This window comes from Methylobacterium sp. P3_A11 (assembly GCF_056403155.1).
Genome location: NZ_JBFUGA010000012.1, coordinates 45,789 through 58,859 on the forward strand (window position 1 = coordinate 45,789; position 13,071 = coordinate 58,859).

Annotated in this window: 14 protein-coding genes and 1 tRNA gene; 9 read left to right on the plus strand and 6 right to left on the minus strand. The window is 68.8% G+C overall.

What is annotated here, in order from left to right:
- Positions 1-46: 46 nt before the first annotated feature.
- Entirely contained in the window at positions 47-1,480 is a 1,434-nt protein-coding gene (locus AC1DXK_RS06005) for a glutamate synthase subunit beta (RefSeq protein WP_457105637.1), read from the plus strand.
- A 25-nt stretch (positions 1,481-1,505) separates the two neighbouring features.
- On the opposite strand, the gene AC1DXK_RS06010 is transcribed toward AC1DXK_RS06005, so the two are convergent.
- The 3 genes from AC1DXK_RS06010 to galE form a co-directional block, all read right to left on the minus strand.
- Entirely contained in the window at positions 1,506-2,939 is a 1,434-nt protein-coding gene (locus AC1DXK_RS06010; RefSeq protein ID WP_477297165.1) for an SGNH/GDSL hydrolase family protein, read from the minus strand.
- A 79-nt stretch (positions 2,940-3,018) separates the two neighbouring features.
- Positions 3,019-4,209, minus strand: coding sequence for a lytic murein transglycosylase (locus AC1DXK_RS06015; protein ID WP_457105639.1), 1,191 nt, complete (start codon positions 4,207-4,209; stop codon positions 3,019-3,021).
- Between the two features lie 4 nt (positions 4,210-4,213).
- Positions 4,214-5,206, minus strand: a complete 993-nt coding sequence (galE, locus tag AC1DXK_RS06020) for a UDP-glucose 4-epimerase GalE (protein ID WP_457105640.1) — start codon at positions 5,204-5,206, stop codon at positions 4,214-4,216.
- A 174-nt stretch (positions 5,207-5,380) separates the two neighbouring features.
- Here galE and galU point away from each other — a divergent pair, with 174 nt between their 5' ends.
- Positions 5,381-6,250 (plus strand): UTP--glucose-1-phosphate uridylyltransferase GalU, encoded by an 870-nt coding sequence (galU, locus tag AC1DXK_RS06025; RefSeq protein ID WP_457105641.1) that lies wholly within the window; start codon positions 5,381-5,383, stop codon positions 6,248-6,250.
- A 261-nt stretch (positions 6,251-6,511) separates the two neighbouring features.
- Here galU and AC1DXK_RS06030 read toward each other — a convergent pair whose 3' ends face one another.
- Complete coding sequence (locus AC1DXK_RS06030) at positions 6,512-7,414, minus strand: N-formylglutamate amidohydrolase (RefSeq protein ID WP_457105642.1); 903 nt, start codon at positions 7,412-7,414, stop codon at positions 6,512-6,514.
- A 207-nt stretch (positions 7,415-7,621) separates the two neighbouring features.
- Between AC1DXK_RS06030 and cpdR the strand changes: the two genes are divergently transcribed.
- From cpdR to AC1DXK_RS06050, 4 genes are all read left to right on the plus strand, one after another.
- A complete protein-coding gene (gene cpdR, locus AC1DXK_RS06035; RefSeq protein WP_003603128.1) occupies positions 7,622-7,978 on the plus strand; it encodes a cell cycle two-component system response regulator CpdR in 357 nt (118 codons plus the stop codon).
- A 122-nt stretch (positions 7,979-8,100) separates the two neighbouring features.
- Entirely contained in the window at positions 8,101-8,370 is a 270-nt protein-coding gene (grxC, locus tag AC1DXK_RS06040; protein WP_457105643.1) for a glutaredoxin 3, read from the plus strand.
- Positions 8,363-9,220 carry a carbon-nitrogen hydrolase family protein gene (locus tag AC1DXK_RS06045; RefSeq protein WP_457105644.1) on the plus strand — a complete coding sequence of 286 codons (858 nt, stop codon included), beginning with the start codon at positions 8,363-8,365 and terminating at the stop codon, positions 9,218-9,220. The genes grxC and AC1DXK_RS06045 overlap by 8 nt, the downstream gene beginning before the upstream one ends.
- 20 nt (positions 9,221-9,240) lie before the next feature.
- Complete coding sequence (locus tag AC1DXK_RS06050) at positions 9,241-9,693, plus strand: DUF1178 family protein (RefSeq protein ID WP_457105645.1); 453 nt, start codon at positions 9,241-9,243, stop codon at positions 9,691-9,693.
- 25 nt (positions 9,694-9,718) lie between these two features.
- Here AC1DXK_RS06050 and AC1DXK_RS06055 read toward each other — a convergent pair whose 3' ends face one another.
- A complete protein-coding gene (locus AC1DXK_RS06055) occupies positions 9,719-10,207 on the minus strand; it encodes a disulfide bond formation protein B (RefSeq protein WP_457105646.1) in 489 nt (162 codons plus the stop codon).
- Between the two features lie 2 nt (positions 10,208-10,209).
- Positions 10,210-10,791, minus strand: a complete 582-nt coding sequence (locus tag AC1DXK_RS06060) for a YqaA family protein (protein WP_457105647.1) — start codon at positions 10,789-10,791, stop codon at positions 10,210-10,212.
- Positions 10,792-10,916: 125 nt separating this feature from the next.
- Here AC1DXK_RS06060 and AC1DXK_RS06065 point away from each other — a divergent pair.
- The 3 genes from AC1DXK_RS06065 to AC1DXK_RS06075 all read left to right on the plus strand — a co-directional run bounded on the left by AC1DXK_RS06065 (position 10,917) and on the right by AC1DXK_RS06075 (position 13,039).
- Positions 10,917-11,001: transfer RNA gene (locus AC1DXK_RS06065), tRNA-Leu, on the plus strand.
- A 179-nt stretch (positions 11,002-11,180) separates the two neighbouring features.
- Entirely contained in the window at positions 11,181-12,122 is a 942-nt protein-coding gene (locus AC1DXK_RS06070) for an NAD(P)/FAD-dependent oxidoreductase (RefSeq protein WP_457108222.1), read from the plus strand.
- On the plus strand, positions 12,122-13,039 hold the full coding sequence (locus AC1DXK_RS06075; protein ID WP_457108225.1) for a histone deacetylase family protein: 918 nt from the start codon (positions 12,122-12,124) through the stop codon (positions 13,037-13,039). Before AC1DXK_RS06070 ends, AC1DXK_RS06075 begins: the two co-directional genes overlap by 1 nt.
- Positions 13,040-13,071: the final 32 nt, after the last annotated feature.

The window sequence follows — 13,071 nt, forward strand, 5'->3', positions numbered from 1 at the left end:
GACGCGGGCAGCGCAGTCACAGACTGGCCGGCCCAGGGGCTGACCGATGGGCAAGATCACAGGTTTTCTAGAGTTCGACCGGCAGGAGCAGAAGTACCAGCTCGCCGCCGACCGGGTCCGGCACTTCCGGGAGTTCACGCTCCCTCTGGACGAGCATGACCTGACGAAACAGGCCGCCCGCTGCATGGATTGCGGCATCCCGTTCTGCCATGGCCCGACCGGCTGCCCGGTCCACAACCAGATCCCGGACTGGAACGACCTCGTATTCCAGTCGGATTGGGAGGAGGCGTCCCGCAACCTGCACTCGACGAACAACTTCCCGGAGTTCACCGGGCGCGTCTGTCCTGCCCCCTGCGAGGAAGCCTGCACGCTGAACCTCGAGAACCAGCCGGTCGCCATCAAGACCATCGAGCAGGCGATCGCCGATCGGGCCTGGAACATGGGCTGGGTGAAGCCCGAGCCCGCTCAGACCCGGACCGGCAAGCGCGTGGCGATCGTCGGCTCCGGGCCGGCCGGGATGGCTGCGGCCCAGCAGTTGGCTCGGGTCGGTCACGACGTCCACGTCTTCGAGCGGGAGCCGAAGGCCGGTGGCCTGCTGCGCTACGGCATACCGGACTTCAAGATGGAGAAGCGGCACATCGACCGGCGGGTGCGGCAGATGGAGGCCGAGGGCGTGGTCTTCCATTACAATCAGAACATCGGCGTGACGAAGCCTGTCGACGAGCTGAAGGCGGAGTTCGACGCGGTGATGTTCTGCGGCGGCGCCGAGGATCCTCGTAACCCGCAGCTGCCGGGTCAGGACCTCGACGGTGTCCATTACGCGATGCCCTACCTGGTCCAGTCCAATCGTCGAGTGGGCAACGAGCCGATCCGCGGCAACGGCGAGCTGCCGATCCTGGCCGCCGGCAAGAACGTGGTCGTCATCGGCGGTGGCGACACGGCCTCCGACTGCGTCGGTACGGCGTTCCGCCAGGGCGCCCTGTCGGTCACGCAGCTCGACATTCGCCCGCGGCCGCCGGAGCGCGAAGACAAGCTGACTGTATGGCCGTATTGGCCGACGAAGATGCGGACCTCGTCCAGCCAGGCCGAGGGGGCCGAGCGCGAGTTCCAGGCGGCGACGCTCCGCCTCGAAGGCAACAAGAAGGGTCGGTTGACCGGCGTGGTCTGCGCCCGGGTCGATGCCAAGCGTCAGCCGATCGCCGGGAGCGAATTCGTTCTCCCCGCCGATCTGGTCTTCATGGCGATCGGCTTTGCGGGCTCGGTTCAGAAGGGTCTTCTCGAACAGTCCGGCATCGACGTCAGCAAGCGCGGGAATGTCGAGGCCAACGAGGACGATTACCGCACATCCGATGCCAAGATCTGGGCGGCGGGCGACATGCGTCGCGGCCAGTCGCTGGTCGTCTGGGCGATCCGAGAGGGACGCCAGGCGGCGCGCGCCATTGACGAGACCCTCATGGGCGCCAGCCTCCTGCCGCGCTGAAGCAAACGCGCCAGGACGGCCGGCGTCAGCCGGGCGGCCAGCGGAAGTCGTCGGCGCGTCCCGGCTGCGGCATCGGGGCGTTTCCGCGGAGCAGCGTCCGCTCCACGGTGCCGAGGCTGTCCGAGTCGCGCGGGCGACCGTTCAGCAATGTGCCGCCTGGTGAGACTTCCGTCCGGCTCAAGGGCACGACCGGTCCCGCCGCGGGCTTCACCGGGAGTGCCGGGATGCCGGGTGGTTCCGGCAGGCTCGGCAGCATGGCGGTGATCTGCCGATCGATCGCCGCGGTATCGGTCGCCTGTCCGGCCCCATCGAGGCTGGGGCCCGGGGTCACGGAGGGGGAGGCCGGCGTCACGGTGGCCGTGGGCGCGGGGTCGGGCTGCCCCGGGACTGTCCCCATCAGGCGCTTCAGCTCCACATCGGCGAAATGGGCGAGCTTGCGGTCACCCGCCTTGGTGAAGTGGACGCCGTCCGCGGTGCGGAGCTTGGCGATCTGGCCCTCGGGATCCGGCCCCGAGGCGGCGTACCGGTCCCGGTCGTCGACGAAGCCGGGCCAGATGTCGACATAGGTCCCGCCGGCCTTGGTGACGCTCTCGCGGACGATGTCGTTCAGCGACGCGAGGTCCCGGCTCAGCGCCTCGTTCTGCACGGGCGGGAGCCCAACCCAGATCAACGGGATCTTGCGATCGGCGAACACCTTGGCGAGGGCTTCCGCCCGGCCCCGATAGAGGGCGCGCCAGCGATCCGTCAGAGGCTCGACCGTCTCGTCGCCATCGCGGATTGGCTGCCGGTCGTTGGCGCCCATCATGACGAGGGCGTAGCGCACCTTGGCATTGGTCTGGAGATAGTCCTGGGCCACCTTCGGCCAGTCGACCACATCCTTGCGCACCAGACCGCTGTCGCCCTTGGCGCGGTCGATGACGGCGACGTCGGCATTATCCTCGAACACGTCGTCGAGGCCCTTCGCGAGGTGATCGGCGAGGGAATCGCCGAAGACGGCGATCTGGACGTTCGGCTCGGTCTTGGCGACCGCGGGTTTCGGCGGTGTGGGTGCGCGGGCGGGGCGGACCCGCCGCTTGATCGCGGGGGTCGGTCGTTGCGCTTCCCCGGTTCCGTAGGTGCTGCGCGGCCGCGGCGCCCGGTAGGTGCGCTCGGGCTGCGGCGCCGCCGGTTGCGGCCTGTCTTCCCAGGGCCAATAGAACTGGCGCGGTGCTTCCTGTTGCGGCGCATAGCGGGGCTGGCGCCCATAGGATCCGTCGTCGCGATAATAGGCGTCGCGCGGTCGCCGTCGCGGCGGCGCCTCGTAGTAGGTACCGCCGCCGGGCTGCTGATAGCTGTCACCCCACTGGGCGTGCGCCGGCATGCTGCCGACCGCCGTCATCCCGGCCAACCCCAGCAGGGCCGCCAGTCCGAGGAGCAACGGGCGTTCCGATTGACGCCGACCAGCGAATTCCATGCGCATCCCGTACGCTTACGCCGAACCGAGACCGTTCGGAACGCACCCACTATAGGTGGAAGCGAGGCGCGGGTCTAAACCGGCGTCAGGGCCGCGGAGCCGGCCTCCCCGTGATTCGGGCCAAAAGCGTTGGCGTGGCATAGCCGTCGGCGGGCAGCCCGACGCTGATCTGATAACGCCGCACAGCCTCGCGAAGCTTGGGGCCGGCGCGGCCATCCGTCGGCCCCTCGTAGAAGCCTGCCGCTGCGAGACCGGTCTGCAGCGCCTTCAGGCCGGTTCCGTCGAGACGTCCGCCGGCCGCCGGCCAGGATGCGGCGAGCGGCGGGCCGCCTCCCAGACGATCCGCGAGATGACCGACCGCCAGGGCGTAGGAATCCGAGGTGTTGTAGCCGCGAAACACCTCGAAATTCCCGGTGATCAGAAAGGCCGGAGACCCGAGGCCGCCGGGCAGGAACAGACTGGCGTCGCCGCGCCCCGGGAGCGGCTTACCGTCCGCGCGCCGGATGCCCCGCTGCGCGAACGCGCCGAGATCGCCCGCATACCGACTGAGATCGAACTCCTTCGGCAGGAGAACCTCGTATCCCCAAGACAGCGCGGGATCCCAGCCGAGATCCCTGAGGTAGGCCGCGATGGAGGCGAGCGAATCCGCTTCGCTGGTCCAGATATCGCGTCGCCCGTCCCCGTCGAAATCCACCGCATGCGCGAGATAGGTGGAGGGAAGGAACTGGACCTGACCCATGGCGCCGGCCCAGCTGCCGCTCATCCGGTCCGCGGTGATGTCGCCGCGTTGCAGGATCGTGAGCGCGGCCAGGAGTTCGTCGCGGAACAGCGTTCCCCGATGGCGCGCCTCGGCCAGGGTCGCCAGAGCCCGGATCGTCGAGACGCTGCCCGCGCTGGCTCCGAAGTCGGATTCGATTCCCCAGAAGGCCAGCACGACCGGGCCAGGCACACCGTACCGGGTCTCGATGGCGGCAAGTGTCGGCGCCAGGGCGTCCGCCCGGGCGCGTCCGCGCGCGATGCGGCCGGGCGAGACGGCACCGACGAGATAGTCCCAGACCGGCCGGACGAACTCGCTCTGGCGGCGCGTGCGGGCGAGGATGGCGGGATCCGGACCGGTGATGCCTCGAAAGGCCGCATCGAAGGTCTGGGCGGAGACACCCCGGGCCTCCGCATCCGGGCGGAGGGCGTCCACGAAGATTTGGAAAGTGTCGGCGGCGGCGGCACGATTTGCCGCGAGGCACGCCGCCGTGGTCAGAAAACCTCTGCGGGACAGCATCCGGTCAGATCCGGTTGCGTTTGCCCAAGTGGTCCTCCCAGGCCAGGGCCTGTCCGACGATCGCGTCCAGGTCGTCGAAGCGCGGCTGCCAACCCAGGCGTTGGCGCACCCGACCCGCCTCGGCCACGATCCGGGCCGGGTCCCCCGGACGGCGCGGGCACAGGCGGACCGCGAAGTCGCGGCCCGACATCCGCTTCACCACCTCGATGACCTCCAGCACGGAATAGCCGCGGCCATAGCCGCAGTTGAGCGTCAGGCTCTCGCCGCCGGCGCGCAGGTGGTCGAGGGCCAGCCGGTGCGCTTCCGCGAGGTCAGAGACCTGGATGTAGTCGCGCAGGCACGAGCCGTCGGGGGTCTGATAGTCGGTTCCGAAGACGTCGAGCCGGGGGCGCTGACCCAGGGCGGCCTGCGTGGCGACCTTGATCAGGTGCGTCGCATTCGGCGTCGATTGCCCCGATCGGCCGTCCGGATCCGCGCCCGCGACGTTGAAGTAGCGCAGGACGACGTACGAGAATCCGTGCGCGGCCGCGGCGTCGGCGATCATCCACTCGCTCATCAGCTTCGAGCGACCGTAGGGGTTGATCGGGTTCAGCGGGAGATCCTCGGGGACCGGAACGACCTCTGGCTCCCCGTAGACGGCCGCGGTGGACGAGAAGATCACGTGCCGCACGCCGGCACGGACCGAAGCCTCGATCAACGAGCGGGTCTTCACCGTGTTGGACAGATAGTAGCCGAGGGGATCGGCCACGGAATCGGGCACCACGATCTTGGCGGCGAAGTGGGCGAGCGCATCGATCCGATGCTGAAGGATGGTCTGCGTGACGAGGGCTTGATCGGCCACGTCGCCGACCACGAGCTTCACGCCCTCCGGAACCGCCCAGTCGAATCCGGTGGAGAGATCGTCCAGAACGACGACCTCCTCATGGCCGGCGTCGAGGAGGGCCAGAACCATGTGGCTGCCGATGTAGCCGGCACCGCCCGTGACCAGAACCGCCATGTCGCCCCCGCTGTCGCCGCCCCGTGTCCGCTGACTACGCGTTTGCAGACGGGAAATTTACGGCCCGCTGCCTCATACTAACGGCGTAGTGGCCTTGCGAGGTCTGGCGTAAGCCTATCTCAGTGACCGCACCGTTGACCACGTCGTCCCATCCTGTCCCGGGGTTACCGCTCGATGAAACCGATCCGCAAGGCCGTCCTGCCCGTAGCGGGCCTTGGCACGCGCTTCCTGCCCGCCACGAAGGCGGTCCCGAAGGAGATGCTCACGGTCGTCGACCGGCCGGTGGTGCAGCATGTGGTCGATGAGGCCCGTGAAGCCGGTATCGAGCACTTCATCTTCGTCACCGGTCGCGGCAAGGCCGTGATCGAGGATCATTTCGACATCGCGTTCGAACTCGATCACACCCTCCAGGAGCGCGGGAAGACGGCAGCCTACGAAGACCTCAAGAAGGATCTTCCCAAGGCCGGTCAGACCAGCTTCACCCGCCAGCAGGCGCCCCTCGGGCTCGGCCACGCGGTGTGGTGCGCCCGCGAGATCGTCGGCGACGAGCCCTTCGCGGTGCTGCTGCCGGACATGCTGAGCCGCGGCTGCATGCAGCAGATGCTGGCGGCCTACGAGCGCCACGGCGGCAACATCATCGCCGTCGAGGAGGTGGCCCCTGCGGAGACGCATCAATACGGCATCGTCAGCGTCGGCGAGACCTACGGTCAGTCGTTCGAGATCACCGGCATGGTGGAGAAGCCCAAGCAGGGGACGGCACCGTCCAACTTCATCATCTCGGGCCGCTACATTCTGCAACCGGAGATCTTCGGCATCCTGGAGCACGGCAAGAAGGGCGCGGGCGGCGAGATCCAGCTCACCGATGCCATGATCGACCTGATGGAGACGCAGGCCTTCTTCGGCATGCGCTACCAGGGCCGGACCTACGATACTGGTTCGAAGCTCGGCTTCCTCACGGCGAACCTCGCCTATGCCCTCGAGAGGGACGACCTGTCGGAGCCGCTTCGCGCCGAGATCGAGAAGCTTCTCAAGGATCGTGCCTGAGGCGTGACGCGGCGGCGGGTTGTCCCGGGGCTGCCCTGCGGACGCGGTCCAGCCATGCACGCAGTGCGGCGTCCGAGAGCGATTTGCCCTTGCCTCTTGTGCGGCGCACTCTATTTTGTGCGTTGCGGGATGGCGATGGCGTCGCGATCCCGCTGCCCTTCTTGGGCGTTTCCTCCCTAGACTTCGGGCCGCTCCTTCGGGAGTGGCCTTTTTTCTGTCCGGGACCCCGGTGGCTCACCGGGGAGCGCGACGGTCCCGACGCTACTCGGCGGCCATCCGACGCGGGACGAGGTCTCCGAGATCCGACGCGACGCCGATGATCACGGTGCGCAGGGCGTCGACCAGGATCGGGAACCCGGGTGTCGTCGCGAGGCTGATCTCGTTCATGTAGAGCCCACGATTGACCTCGATCTGCAGCGCGTGGCGGCCGAGATTCGGCTCTCCGTAATGCTCGGTTATGAAGCCGCCCGCGTACGGCTTGTTGCGCGTCACCCGAAAGCCCTGCGCGCGGAATGCCGCCTCGAAACCATCGATCAGAGCGGGGGCGCAGGCCGTCCCGTAGCGGTCGCCCAGCACCACGTCCGCCTTCATCTCGGGATCACGCCCGAGGCTCGATGACGGCATCGAGTGGCAGTCGATGAGCATGCAATGCCCATGGGTTCGCGCCGTGCGCTGGACCAGGCCCCGCAGCACGCGATGATAGGGTTTGTAGAGGCCGTCGATCCGGGCGGTCGCCTCGGCCACGGGCAGTCGGCGCGCGTAGATCTCCTGGCCGTCGGCGACGACGCGGGGCACCGTGCCGAGGCCGCCGGCAACGCGCATCGATCGGGTGTTGGCGAAGGGCGGCAGCCGACCGTCGAACATGCGGGGATCGAGTTCGAACGGCTCGCGATTCACGTCGAGGAAGGCGCGGGGGAAGTTCGCCCGCAGGAGCGGCGCGCCCAGCGCGACCACCGGCGCGAACAGGCGCTCGACATAGGCGTCCTCCGACCGACGCAGCGCCAGGGCGTCGAGTCGCGAGGCCGCGATGAACTCTGGGGGGTAGACGGCCCCGGAATGACCGGTATTGAAGACGAAGGGCAGGGTGTGAGTCGCCGGCTCGTCGACCGCGAAGGCCGGGGCAAATCCGAAGGCGTCTGGCTTTACCGGTTCGGATGCGGTCATCGGCTGGTGGACACCCCGTCGGCAGTGCGATCACGGTCGGCGCTCACTGTGGTGCGCGATCGACCGCCTGTCCACTCCATGCCGGCGGCAGACGTGAGTCGCCCGTGACACACGCGGCTCCGGCCGCGTGCTCCATGCTAACACCTTGTTTACCATCGCCTCCCTTTATGGGATCAACACCTCGACTCGAAGGCTCGGATCCGGCCGATGAAAATCCTGCTGGCGGAAGACGACAACGACATGCGCCGCTTTCTGGCCAAGGCGCTTCAGAACGCGGGTTACGATGTCCTGTCCTTCGACAACGGCCTCTCCGCCTACAACCGGTTGCGCGAAGAGCCCTTCGAGCTGCTGCTGACCGATATCGTGATGCCCGAGATGGACGGGATCGAGCTGGCGCGCCGCGCCACCGAGCTGGATCCGGACATCAAGGTGATGTTCATCACCGGTTTCGCGGCTGTCGCGCTCAATCCGGACTCGAAGGCTCCGAAGGATGCCAAGGTCCTCTCGAAGCCGTTCCACCTCCGCGATCTCGTGAACGAGGTGGAGAAGCTGCTGGCTGCCTGAGGTCGGCACCGGCCGAATTTCACCCTGCGGGCGAGGGATCGTGCCTGTGACCACGCGGGCATAGGCAAGTTGCGTCCCGCGCTCCTATATGACCGGACTTCACGCGCGGGACCACGATCGCGATGCAGCCGGTCACAATCTACACCACGGCCTGGTGTCCCTATTGCTCGGCGGCCAAGAGCCTGCTGAAGGAAAAGGGCGCCGCCTTCCAGGAGATCGACGTCGAGCGCGTTCAGGGCGCCCGGACCGCCATGGTCGAACGGGCCGGCGGTCGCACGAGCGTCCCCCAGATCTTTATCGGCGCCGCGCATGTCGGCGGATGCGACGATCTCTATGCCCTCGACCGCTCCGGCAAGCTCGATCCGCTCCTGAAGGACACGGCCGATGCCTGACGCCCGCTTCACGGCCGCCTGCGTGCAGATGCGGTCCGGGCGGGACCCGGCGGCCAACCGCGACACGGCCGTGGCGGGCGTGCGCGAAGCCGCCGCACGCGGCGCGGCCTACGTGCAGACCCCCGAGATGACCTCCCTGGTGGAGCGAAGCCGGGAACGCCTGTTCGCGCAGGTGACCACTGAAGAGCAGGACGCGACTCTGGCCGCTCTCCGCGAGGCCGCACGGCAGACCGGCACAGTCGTGCAGATCGGTTCCATCGCGGTCCGGTCGGGCGACAGGATCGCGAACCGCGCCTATCTGATCGGCCCCGATGGCGACATCCTGGCCTCCTACGACAAGCTGCACCTGTTCGACGTGGATCTCCCCAGTGGCGAACGCTGGCGGGAGTCGGCGACCTATTCCGGCGGGAGCTGCGCGGTGCTCGCGGCGACGCCCTGGGCCATGCTGGGCCTGACGATCTGCTACGATATCCGCTTCCCGGCGCTGTACCGGGCGCTCGCCGAAGCGGGCGCCGAGGTGCTGACCGCGCCGGCCTGCTTCACGCGCCAGACCGGCGAAGCCCACTGGCACGTCCTGCAGCGTGCGCGGGCCATCGAGACCGGCGCCTTCGTGATCTCGGCGGCCCAGGGTGGCTTGCACGAAGATGGGCGCGAGACCTTCGGCCATTCGCTGATCGTCGATCCCTGGGGCCGGGTGCTGGCCGATGCCGGCGGGTCCGAACCCGGGATCATCCTGGCGGAGATCGACCTCGCACAGGTCGCGGATGCGCGGGCACGCATCCCGTCGCTTCAGCACGGACGGCCCTTCACCATCGAGCGCGCCGGTTCCCAGGTCCGGGCGGCGCAGTAGTCGGCACAGCAAGCAAGCGAATGATCCGGTACAGTCTCGTCTGCGAGGCCGGCCACGGCTTCGAGAGCTGGTTCCCGTCCTCCGAGTCCTACGATGCTCAGGCCGCACGGGGCCTCGTCACCTGCCCGGTCTGCGACAGCGCCAAGGTCGCCAAGGCCCTGATGGTGCCGAACGTCGCCCGGACCGATCGGGGGCGTGCGCCCGCGCCGCCGGCGAAAACGGATGCGCCGGTCACCATGATCGCCGAACCGGAGCGCCAGATGCGGGCCATGCTGCGGGCGCTCCGGGAACACGTCGTGGCGAATTCCGAGCACGTCGGCGCGCGCTTCCCCGAGGAGGCGCGCAAGATCCATTACGGCGAGGCCGAAGGCCGCTCGATCTACGGTGAGGCAAGCCCTGCGGAGGCGCGGGCGCTCATCGACGAGGGCATCGAAGTGGCTGCGATCCCGGTCCTGCCGGACGACCGCAACTGAGCGGCCTCCGGCGCGGACCGACGACTCAAGGCCGCAACGCGGCGGTGCCCGCGAAGGAGCCTAGCACCCCGGACACGATGGCGCTCCAGCCGGCGAGGGAGATCCCGAGCACGCGCAGCGCCGCTACGGAGCAGTCGACGACCTTCGTGGCCTGCAGCGCGTTCAGGAATTCGCCGACCTGGCCGGGATTGGCCCCGGTGCCGCCGCCGCAATCGGTGGGTCCCGGCCAGAATCCCCACTCCGCACCGGCGTGGTAGACTCCGATTCCGGCTCCATAGAGCAACCCGAGCGCCGCGAGGCCGAGGGCGATCCGCGCCAGCCGCTCGGGCACGAGGAGCGCCAGGATCCCCAGCGGCACCGCCGCGTAGTAGGGCAGCCGTTCGGTCAGGCAGAGCTTGCACGGCGCGTAGCCGTATCCGTACTGCAGGACGAGGGCGGTTCCGACGGTGAGGGCGGAGGCGATCGCCAGCCAGAGGCCAGCGGTCTTGAGGCGCAGGGCAGCCGCCGTGTTCATGGCTACAGGATCACCTTGAAGAGCAGGAAGCCGAGGACGATGACGGCGACGGAAATCGCCGCCACCGCGTTGAGGTGACGGTCGAGCACGCCGCGGATCTGGACCCCGTAGCGCCCGAGCAGTCCCGCCAGGATGAAGAAGCGGGCGCCGCGGGTCACGATCGACAGGACCGTGAACCAGAACAGGCTGTAATGGGCGAAGCCCGACGTGATCGTGACGAGCTTGTAGGGGATCGGCGTCAGCCCCTTCAGCAGGATGATCCAATGGCCGTAACGGGCATAGGAGTCCTGAAACGTCGCGGCGGAATTCTGCAGGCCGTAGAGGCGGATCACCCATTCGCCGACGGAGTCGAACAGCAGCGCGCCGATGGCGTAGCCGACCAGGCCGCCGATGACCGAGGCGACGGTGGCGATCGCGGCGTAGAGCCAGACGCGGTCCGGGCGGCTGACCGCCATGGGCACCAGCATCACGTCCGGCGGGACTGGGAAGAACGAGCTTTCGGCGAAGGCCACGGCGCCGAGCGCGTAGGGCGCGGACGGCCTGCCGCTGAGGGCCAGGATCCACGCGTAGAGCCGGCGGAGCATTCAAGGTCCCGGATTGAGCGATCGGCTGCCCTTTGAGCATAGGCGCCCGGGCTTGGCCAGATCGGCGCCGTACGCAAAAACACTCTTGGCCCGGGCTGCCGACCTATGCGAAGAGCCCATGGCGCGCGGGTATGGCGGAACTGGTAGACGCGGGCGACTCAAAATCGCCAGCCGAAAGGCGTGGGGGTTCGATTCCCTCTACCCGCACCACCATCCCTCCGACGGCCGTGCGGCACAGATGGCCGCCTCATGTCTTCCGAACCGGGATCGCGCTGCCGCTGGCGGCCGGCCCGCGGAGCGAACATCGGTCGCCCTGACCTCCCGAGCGCCGTCGCCTATCTTCGCTGTTGCGCGGCCGCGAGGGCCGACCCACGCGGTGGAGCGGCCTGGTGAACGAACAGGGGATTGTCGCGGTTCTGGGCGCCGGTATGGCCGGTGCGGCCGCCGCACGGCAGCTCGCCGAGGCGGAGCTTCGTGTCCAGGTGTTCGACAAAGGTCGCAACGTCGGGGGGCGCATGGCGACCCGGCGCATCGGCGACCTGCAATTCGATCATGGCGCCCAGTTCATGCGGGCGCACGGCACCGCCTTCGCAACACAGCTCGACCGGTGGGCGGGGCAGGGCGTCGTTGCGCCCTGGGCCGGCTCCGGACGGTATGTCGGCGTGCCCGGCATGACCGAGCCCGTTCGCGACCTCCTTGCAGAACTTCCGGTGGCACGGACCACGACCATCACGCGCCTCCGTCGGGAGGATGGACATTGGTATCTCGACGACGCGTCGGGTGCCGTCCACGGCCGGTTCGATGCCGTGGCGATCACCTTCCCGGCTCCGCAGGTCGCGATTCTGCTCGCGGCATCCGGTCTCGCGATGCCCGGTGTCGAACGCGCCATCTACGCACCCTGCTGGTCCGTCATGATGGCGGTGGACGTGGCGATGCCGGATTTCCTGATCGAGCCGCGCGCGGATCCGATCGGCCTGATCGCATGCGACTCGTCCAAGCCCGGGCGGCCCGCCGGTGTCCGGCTCACGGTGCACGCCACGCCCGGCTGGTCGCGCCGGCAGCTCGAAGCCCCCCGCGCGGCGATCGTCGCCGACCTCGTCCGCGCGGCCGGCGAAACCCTCGGCTGCGTCCTTCGACCGACCTACGCGGAGGCGCATCGCTGGCGCTACGCGCAGGTCGAGACGGCCTTGCAGCTGCCCTGCCTGTACGATCCGGCCCTGCGCGTCGGCGCGGCCGGGGACTGGTGCCTCGGAGCGCGGATCGAGGCGGCGTACGACAGCGGACAGGCGCTCGCCCGCGCCCTGCTGGACGACCTGGACGGGCACGCGTGATCCCGCCGATCGCCTTCCATCCCGCCTACGAAGCGCCGCTCCCGGCCGGCCACCGGTTCCCGATGCGGAAATACGGCCTGCTCGCCGACACGCTGATCGCCAAGGGCCTGGCGCCCCTGGGCTTCGTGACGCCCGAGCCTGCCGGAGCCGACATTCTGATCCGCGCTCACGATGCCGCCTACGTCGATGCGGTGCTCGCCTGCGATGTCGGCCGGGACATCGAGCGGGCGATCGGACTTCCGGTCGACGCGGCTCTCGTCCGCCGCTCCCGCGCTTCGGTGGGCGGCACCCTGTTGGCGGCCCGACTCGCGCTCTCCGAAGGTCTGGCGGGGAGCGCTGCCGGGGGCAGCCATCACGCCCGGCGCCGACAGGGGGCCGGATTCTGCGTGCTGAATGACGTCGCGGTGGCCGCCCGCACCCTCCAGGCCGAAGGGCTCGTCCGCCGCGTCCTCGTGGTCGATCTCGACGTGCATCAGGGCGACGGCACCGCGGATTGTCTCGCCCGAAGCCCGGACCTGTTCACGTTCTCGGTTCACTGCGAGAACAACTACCCTTCCGACAAGATCGCCGGAGACCTGGATATCGGCCTGCCCGACAGGCTCGATGATGGCGGCTATCTCGACGTCCTGCGCGCGCGCCTGCCGGCCCTCTTCGACGCGTTCGCACCCGACCTCGTCTTCTACAATGCCGGCGTGGATCCCCACCGCGATGACCGCCTCGGCCGGCTCTGCCTCACCGACGACGGGCTTCTCGCCCGCGACCGCTTCGTCGTCGCCCAGGCCCGCGCCCGCGGGATCCCGCTCGCAGCGGTGATCGGTGGCGGATACACGCACGATGTCGAGGCCCTGGCCCGGCGCCATGCCCTGGTCTTCGAGGCCTTGGCGGCAGAGGCGGATATCCCTCCAGAGAACAGGTGAGACCTGATTGCATCACGTCTTCGGTGATCTGC

Excerpts from the sequence above, each read along its gene's own strand:
- AC1DXK_RS06055 (WP_457105646.1), bottom strand. The coding sequence starts at position 10,207 with ATGAACACGGCGGCTGCCCTGCGCCTCAAGACCGCTGGCCTCTGGCTG.
- galE (WP_457105640.1), bottom strand. The coding sequence starts at position 5,206 with ATGGCGGTTCTGGTCACGGGCGGTGCCGGCTACATCGGCAGCCACATG.
- AC1DXK_RS06050 (WP_457105645.1), top strand. The coding sequence starts at position 9,241 with ATGATCCGGTACAGTCTCGTCTGCGAGGCCGGCCACGGCTTCGAGAGC.
- AC1DXK_RS06010 (WP_477297165.1), bottom strand. The coding sequence starts at position 2,939 with ATGCGCATGGAATTCGCTGGTCGGCGTCAATCGGAACGCCCGTTGCTC.
- grxC (WP_457105643.1), top strand. The coding sequence starts at position 8,101 with ATGCAGCCGGTCACAATCTACACCACGGCCTGGTGTCCCTATTGCTCG.
- AC1DXK_RS06060 (WP_457105647.1), bottom strand. The coding sequence starts at position 10,791 with ATGCTCCGCCGGCTCTACGCGTGGATCCTGGCCCTCAGCGGCAGGCCG.
- AC1DXK_RS06045 (WP_457105644.1), top strand. The coding sequence starts at position 8,363 with ATGCCTGACGCCCGCTTCACGGCCGCCTGCGTGCAGATGCGGTCCGGG.
- cpdR (WP_003603128.1), top strand. The coding sequence starts at position 7,622 with ATGAAAATCCTGCTGGCGGAAGACGACAACGACATGCGCCGCTTTCTG.
- galU (WP_457105641.1), top strand. The coding sequence starts at position 5,381 with ATGAAACCGATCCGCAAGGCCGTCCTGCCCGTAGCGGGCCTTGGCACG.
- AC1DXK_RS06030 (WP_457105642.1), bottom strand. The coding sequence starts at position 7,414 with ATGACCGCATCCGAACCGGTAAAGCCAGACGCCTTCGGATTTGCCCCG.
- AC1DXK_RS06015 (WP_457105639.1), bottom strand. The coding sequence starts at position 4,209 with ATGCTGTCCCGCAGAGGTTTTCTGACCACGGCGGCGTGCCTCGCGGCA.
- AC1DXK_RS06005 (WP_457105637.1), top strand. The coding sequence starts at position 47 with ATGGGCAAGATCACAGGTTTTCTAGAGTTCGACCGGCAGGAGCAGAAG.